The 6640-nt window shown below is 71.2% G+C and carries 8 protein-coding genes; all 8 read left to right on the top strand.

The window, feature by feature from the left end:
* Nucleotides 1–191: 191 nt before the first annotated feature.
* Complete coding sequence (gene rpsR, locus VGT06_10340) at nt 192–425, top strand: 30S ribosomal protein S18 (GenBank protein HEV8663519.1); 234 nt, start codon at nt 192–194, stop codon at nt 423–425.
* A 13-nt stretch (nt 426–438) separates the two neighbouring features.
* Nucleotides 439–1356, top strand: coding sequence for a DUF2232 domain-containing protein (locus tag VGT06_10345; protein HEV8663520.1), 918 nt, complete (start codon nt 439–441; stop codon nt 1354–1356).
* Between the two features lie 35 nt (nt 1357–1391).
* A complete protein-coding gene (rplI, locus tag VGT06_10350; GenBank protein ID HEV8663521.1) occupies nt 1392–1841 on the top strand; it encodes a 50S ribosomal protein L9 in 450 nt (149 codons plus the stop codon).
* Between the two features lie 10 nt (nt 1842–1851).
* The gene (gene dnaB, locus VGT06_10355; GenBank protein ID HEV8663522.1) at nt 1852–3249 is read left to right on the top strand and encodes a replicative DNA helicase; all 1398 of its coding nucleotides are present in this window, start codon (nt 1852–1854) and stop codon (nt 3247–3249) included.
* A 77-nt stretch (nt 3250–3326) separates the two neighbouring features.
* The gene (locus VGT06_10360; GenBank protein HEV8663523.1) at nt 3327–4745 is read left to right on the top strand and encodes a hypothetical protein; all 1419 of its coding nucleotides are present in this window, start codon (nt 3327–3329) and stop codon (nt 4743–4745) included.
* The gene (locus tag VGT06_10365; GenBank protein HEV8663524.1) at nt 4742–5524 is read left to right on the top strand and encodes an ABC transporter permease; all 783 of its coding nucleotides are present in this window, start codon (nt 4742–4744) and stop codon (nt 5522–5524) included. The genes VGT06_10360 and VGT06_10365 overlap by 4 nt, the downstream gene beginning before the upstream one ends.
* Before the next feature lie 34 nt (nt 5525–5558).
* Nucleotides 5559–6353, top strand: a complete 795-nt coding sequence (locus tag VGT06_10370) for an ATP-binding cassette domain-containing protein (protein ID HEV8663525.1) — start codon at nt 5559–5561, stop codon at nt 6351–6353.
* Between the two features lies 1 nt (nt 6354).
* The coding region (locus VGT06_10375) for an MlaD family protein (GenBank protein HEV8663526.1) at nt 6355–6640 on the top strand (286 nt) is incomplete at its 3' end.

The following is a 6640-nucleotide window of genomic DNA, read 5'->3' on the forward strand; positions in this document are numbered from 1 at the left end:
AGGCCAGGACGGCCAGAAGCGGAGCAAGCACGAGGTGGTGGGAGAGCGGGTGCAGTTCCTGGGCGGCCGACGCGAGGCGGGCGGTGGGTCGGAGCCGGAGGGGGAGCCGGTCCGGGCGCCCGAAGCGGGCGGCGAGGACGATGTCCCGTTCTGATGCTCCTCTGTAATCGGATGACCGTGGAGTGCGCATGCTGAAGCGGAAGAGGGCCTACCAGCGCCCGAAGGTCTGCAAGTTTTGCGTCGACAAAATCGAGGCGGTGGACTACCGGGATGTGCGGCGTCTCCGGAATTACGTGACCGACCGGGGCAAGATGATCCCCCGCCGGATCTCCGGCAACTGCGCCATCCACCAGCGCCAGCTGACCCGGGCCATCCGCCGCGCTCGGAGCATCGCCCTCCTCCCCTTTACGGCCGAATTGTCCTGAGGGGACACCGGTGGTGGCAGGGCGGCGGGCGGTGGAGGCGGTCGTCCTCGGGGGAGCCGCCCTGGCGCTCTTCGGGGCCGGCCTCCTCCTCCCGGCCGGGGGCCTCCTGACGGGGCTGAGTCCCGTTCCGCTCCTGGTCCTGGCGGGGTGGCGAGGGCTCCGGGTGGCGGCCGTGGTGAGCGCCGGGACAGCCGCGGCTGCGCTCGCGCTCCCGGGTGGGACCGCCCCCGCCTTCCTCCTGGAGGTCGCGGCGCCCGCCCTGGCGATGGGGGCGGCGGCGCGGCGGGCCACGACCCCGGTGCCGCCCGTTCTGGCCGGGGCCGCGGCCGGGCTCGTCGGCCTCGCCCTCCTGGTGGGCTCCCGGGTCGGCTTCGAGGCGGGCGCGGCCGTCAGGGCGTTCGCCGCGCACGTGGATGGGGTTCTGAACGACCTCATCGCGGGCATGAGCGGCATGGGCCTGCCGGGGGAGCAGGTGCGGGAGATGGCCGCCTGGATGGGCGGCCTGCGCGACGCGGTCGTGGCACTGCTCCCGGGCCTGCTCGCCACCGGGGAGCTTCTGATGGCTGTCCTGGTCTACGGCGCTGCCGGGGCGGTCCTGCGCCGCCTGGGGTCCCCCCTCCCCCCCCTGGGGGAGTGGCGTCTGGCGGACGGCTGGGTGTGGGGCTTCATCGGGACCGGGGTCCTCACGCTCCTCCCCGGCGCCACCGGGCGGTTGGGGATGAACCTTTTCGTCCCGGTGATCGGGCTCTACTTCCTGGAGGGGGTGGCGGTGGCGACCGAGCTGGGCCGCCGCTTCCGGCTGCCGCCCGGGTTCTGGGCCTTCGGGCTCCTGCTCCTCCTGCTGCAGCCGCTCGCCGCCTTCGCGGTCGCGGCGCTGGGCCTCTTTGATATCTGGTGCGGCTTTCGCCGCCGCGAGCGGACCGCCCGGTAGGGGCGCCGCCGCGCGCGGCCCCGGGAGCGTGACGGATGCAGACCAACGTGATCCTGCTCGAGACCGTGGAGAAACTGGGCAAGCCGGGCGATCAGGTGATGGTGGCGGGCGGCTACGCCCGCAACTTCCTCATCCCCCACGGGCTGGCCGTCGAGGCCACCCCCGGCAACCTCCGGGCCCTGGGCCAGATCAAGGCCCGGGCCACCAAGCGACAGGACCGGGCGTTGCGGGAGGCGCAGGAGCTGGCGGAGCGCCTCGCGAGCCTCGCCCTCACCTTTGCCCGGGCGGCCGGGGAGCAGGAGCGCCTCTTCGGTTCCGTCACGGCACTCGATATCGCCGAGGCCCTGGCGAAGGAGGGGGCGCCGGTGGACCGGAAGCGGATCGTCCTGGCGGAGCCCATCAAGGCCCTGGGGGAGTTCCGCGTGCCGGTCCGGCTCCACGCCGGCCTCTCGGCTGAGGTGCGGGTCACGGTCGTCCGGGCCTGAATTCCCCTCCATGACGATCCCGCAGGGCAGGCACGATCGCATCCCGCCCCAGAACCTGGAGGCGGAGGTGGCGGTCCTGGGGGCCATCCTCCAGGAGAGCGACGCCCTCCTCAAGGCCATCGACGCCCTCCGCCCCGACCACTTCTACAGGGACGCCCACCGCCGGATCTTCAACGCCGCATTGACCCTCTTCGGCCGCAGCGAGCCCGTGGACCTCGTCACGCTCACCGACGAGCTCCGCCGGCGGAACGAACTGGAGGCGGTCGGGGGGGCGGCCGCGCTCGCCGCCCTCCTGGAGGCGGTCCCGACCGCGGCCAACGTCACCTACCACGCTCGCATCGTCCGGGACAAAGCCCTGCTCCGGCAGCTCATCGGCACGGCCACCGAGCTGGTGGGCATGGGCTACGAGGACGCGGAAAGCGTCGACGAGGTCCTGGACCTGGCGGAGAAGCGGATCTTCGAAATCTCGGAGGACAAGGTCTCCCGGGCCTTCATCCCGGTGAAGGACATCCTCAAGGGGACCTTCGAGCACATCGAGCGGCTCTACGAGCGCCAGGCCCACATCACCGGGGTCCCCACGGGATTCGGCAGGCTCGATGAGCTCACCTCGGGGCTCCAGCCTGCCGACCTGATCATCGTGGCCGGGCGCCCCTCCATGGGGAAGACCTCCTTCGCCCTCAACGTGGCGGCCAATGCCGCGAAGGTGGAGCCCTCCACCTCCGTCGCCGTCTTCAGTTTGGAGATGGCCAAGGAGCAACTGGTCCAGCGGATGCTCTGCACCGAGGCCCGGGTCGACTCGCACCGGCTCCGGACCGGGAAGCTGGGGCCCCGCGACTGGCCCGAGTTGACCAAGGCCGCCGGGCGGCTGTCGGAGATGCCCATCTACATCGACGACACGCCGGCCATCACCATCCTGGAGATCCGGGCGAAGGCCCGGCGCCTCAAGGCCGAGGGGCAGCTCGGGCTCATCATCGTGGACTACCTCCAGCTCATCCGGGGTCGGGGCCGGGTAGAGAGCCGCCAGCAGGAGATCTCGGAGATCTCCCGGAGCCTGAAGGCCCTGGCCAAGGAGGTGAACGTCCCGGTCATGGCCCTCTCGCAGCTCTCCCGGGCGGTGGAGTCCCGGACGCCGCCCCGGCCGCAGCTCTCGGACCTCCGCGAGTCCGGGGCCATCGAGCAGGATGCCGACGTGGTGGCCTTCCTCTACCGGAAGGGGTTCTACCAGGCTCAGGAGCGGGCCCGGAAGAGCGAGGTGGCCGGACTCGGCGAGGAGCTGGACGAGGAGGACCGGACCACGGAGGTCATCATCAGCAAGCAGCGGAACGGGCCCACCGGCTCCGTCCCGCTCACGTTCCTGCGGGAGTACACCCGGTTCGAGGAGCCGGAACAGCGGAGGGCGCCCCTCTGAGCGGCACCGCCAGGGGGCGCCGGCCTGTCCGGGCGGCCGCGCTCCGGGCCGCTGCGCCGCTCGGGCTCCTCCTCTTCGTGGCCGGTCAGGCCGGCGCGACGGGGCCCCACCTCTGGCCCCTCCTGGACCGACAGGAGGGGCCCGGCGGCTCTTCTGTGGAGTGGAGCCTCCTGGGGCCCCTGGGGGTCTATCGGGAGGAGGGGCCCCGAAGCACCCTGGGGCTCCGGCCCCTCCTCCTGCGCGAGACGGACGCCGCCAGCGACAGCACGGAGGCCGACCTCCTCTACCCGTTCGGGGCCTACAGCCGGGAGCGGGAGGACGTGGACTGGCGGTTCTTCACCCTCTTCCGGCGGACCGAGCTCACGCCGCCGGGGCGCGAGGAGGCCACCCCCTCCGAGGTCTCCCTCTACCCGTTCCTCTTCTGGCGCACGAGGAGCCCGGGCCGGCCGGGGTACTTCGCCTTCTTCCCTCTGGGCGGGCGCCTCCGGGACCGCTTCGGCCGGGACGACATCAGCTTCGCCCTCTTCCCCCTGTACGCCCGGACCGTAAATGAGGGGATCCGGACCACGCACCTCCCCTGGCCCTTGATCGCGGCCTGGTCGGGCCCGGAGCAGTCCGGCTGGCAACTCTGGCCCCTGGTCGGCCGGGATGTGCGCCCGGGGCGCTTCGACAAGACCTTCTTCCTCTGGCCGCTCGGCTTCGCCCAGGACCTGGACCTGGACACCGAGAACCCGAAGTGGGTCCGGGTCCTCCTCCCCCTCTACAGCCTCCTCCGCTCCCCCCAGCGGGACGAGACCACGGTCCTCTGGCCCTTCTTCAGCAAGATCACCGACCACCAGGAAGGGTACGAGGAATGGCACGTCCCCTGGCCGATCGTCCGGGTCGCCCGGGGGGAGACCCGCCGGATCACCCGGGTCTGGCCGTTCTACAGCACTGCCGTCCGCCAGACCCGGACCGACGAGTATCTCCTCTGGCCGCTGTACCTCACGGAGCGCGACGACGCGGAGGGCTGGCGGCTGACCCGGCGGCGCATCCTGTACTATCTGGTCCAGGACACCCGGGAGGAACGCCCCGAGGAGGGCCGGAGCCGGCACCGCCTGGATGCCTGGCCCCTCTTCTTCTACGAGGCGGAGGGGGAGGCGGCGACCTTCCAGGCCCTCGCCCTGCTCGAGACCTTTCTGCCGCGCGATGCCGCGCTCGCCAGGAGCTGGGCTCCCCTCTGGAGCCTCTACCGGTACCAGCGCGGCCCGGACGGCCACACGGTCTCGAGCCTCCTCTGGAACTTCTATCGCCGCGAGGAGGCCGAGGGCCTGCTCGCCTGGCAGCTCGCCCCGCTTGTGGCCTACCGGGCCGAGGAGGGGGCCGGGGGCCCGGTCCGGGACCTCTGGCTCCTCCTGGGGTTGGTCCAGGTCCACAGCACCCCCGGGCGCCGCGGGCTCCGGCTCCTCTACCTTCCCTGGATCACCTGGGGAGCGCCCACGGAGGCGCGCCCGTGAAGGGCGTCGGCCTGCTGGCCGGGACCGGGGGGGTCATCCTCCGTTTCGTCCAGACCATCGGGGAGGTCCTCATCCTCCTGTGGCAGGCGGTCCGGGAGAGCCGGGCCGCGCCGCGGAGCGTGGACAAGATCGTGGCGCACATGGCGGAGATCGGGAATGCGACCCTCCCCATCGCTTCCCTGACGGCCCTCTTCATCGGCGGGGTGCTGGCCCTCCAGAGCGGCTTCCAGCTGGCCAAGCTGGGGGCGGAGGAGAACCTGGGAGGCCTCGTCGGGCTCTCCTTGGTCAAGGAGCTGGGCCCGGTGATGACCTCCCTCCTGGTCGCGGGACGGGTCGGCTCGGCCATGGCCGCCGAGATCGCAGCCATGAGCGTATATGAGGAGATCGACGCGCTCCGGACGCTGGACATTGACCCGGTCCGCTACCTGGTCATGCCTCGGGTGCTGGCCAGCCTCCTGACGCTCCCGGTCCTCACGATCTACGTGGATGTCCTGGGCTGGTTCGGGGGAGCCATGGTGGGCGCCGTGAACCCCCAGATCAACGTCTCGGTTCACACCTTCTTCAACAACCTCCGCCAGTTCATGGAGGTGCGCGATTTCCTGGACGGCCTGGTCAAGGCGATGGTCTTCGGCGTGACCATCGCCATCATCTGCTGCCACGTGGGTCTGCAGACGCGCGGGGGCCCCCGCGAGGTCGGTCGCTCGGTCACCCGGGCCGTGGTCCTCTCCTTCATCTGCATCTTCATCTTTGATTACGTCATCACCCGCCTGCTGATTTAGGGGTACAATGGGCGTCCGGGGAGGGGTCGCAGGGGTGGCGGAGCTGCAGGGCATGGAGACCGCGACGCGCACGACGGGGCCGCCCCCCCGGGGGGTTGGCATCCGGGTCGTGGGGCTCTCGAAGGCCTTCGGCGACGTCCAGGTCCTGCGGGACCTGACCCTGGAGGTCCATCCGGGAGAGACCTTCGTCATCATCGGGCCGAGTGGCTGCGGCAAGACGGTCCTCCTGAAGCACCTCCTGGGCCTCCTCACCCCGGACGCCGGTCAGATCCTCATTGACGGGGCGCCGCTGGCGGCTCCCGGAGAGCCGAAGCGGTACCGGATCGGGATGGTCTTCCAGTCGGCCGCTCTCTTCTCCTCCCTCACCGTAGGCGAGAACGTGGGCCTCTGGCTGAAGGAGCACCGGGTGGCGGATGACGGGGCCATCGAGCGGGTCGTGACGGAGAAGCTCAGCCTGGTCGGCCTGGCCGACAAGAAGCACCTCCTCCCCTCCGAGCTCTCCGGGGGGATGCGCAAGCGGGTGGCCATCGCCCGGGCGCTGGCCACCGACCCGGATCTCATGCTCTACGACGAGCCGACGGCGGAGCTGGACCCGGTGATGACGGACCACATCGCCGAGGCCATCGTGGACCTGAAGCGGCGGTTCCGGATCACCTCGGTGGTGGTGACCCACGACCTGAACATGGGGTGCTACGTGGCGGATCGGATGGGGATGCTCCACGAGGGGCGGTTGGTCGAGGTGGGGACGCCCGAGCAGCTGCGGCGGAGCACGAACCCGGTGGTTCGGGCCTTCATCACGACCCAAACCAAGGGGATGGGAGGAGCCTGAGATGCCCCTGTCGCCGGAGAAGCGGGTCGGGCTGTTCTTCGCCCTGGGGCTGGCCATCTTGCTGGTGGTCATCGAGATGGTGGGGCGGGAGGGGCTCTTCCGCCGGGGCTACCACCTGCGGGCGCGGTTCGACCGCGTCACCGGGCTCCGGGTGGGGGACCCGGTGAAGCTGGCCGGCGTGGACGTGGGGAACGTCTCGAGCCTGGAGACCCTGGAGCGAGAGCGCAAGGTGGAGGTGCTCCTCCGGATCCGCCAGGGGACCGACATCAAGCAGGATGCCACAGGTG

The organism is Candidatus Methylomirabilis sp., from assembly GCA_036000645.1.
GTDB lineage: Bacteria > Methylomirabilota > Methylomirabilia > Methylomirabilales > JACPAU01 > JACPAU01.

Bases quoted from the DNA above. Each gene is read 5' to 3' on its own strand.
- rplI (HEV8663521.1), top strand. From the start codon at position 1,392: ATGCAGACCAACGTGATCCTGCTCGAGACCGTGGAGAAACTGGGCAAG.
- dnaB (HEV8663522.1), top strand. From the start codon at position 1,852: ATGACGATCCCGCAGGGCAGGCACGATCGCATCCCGCCCCAGAACCTG.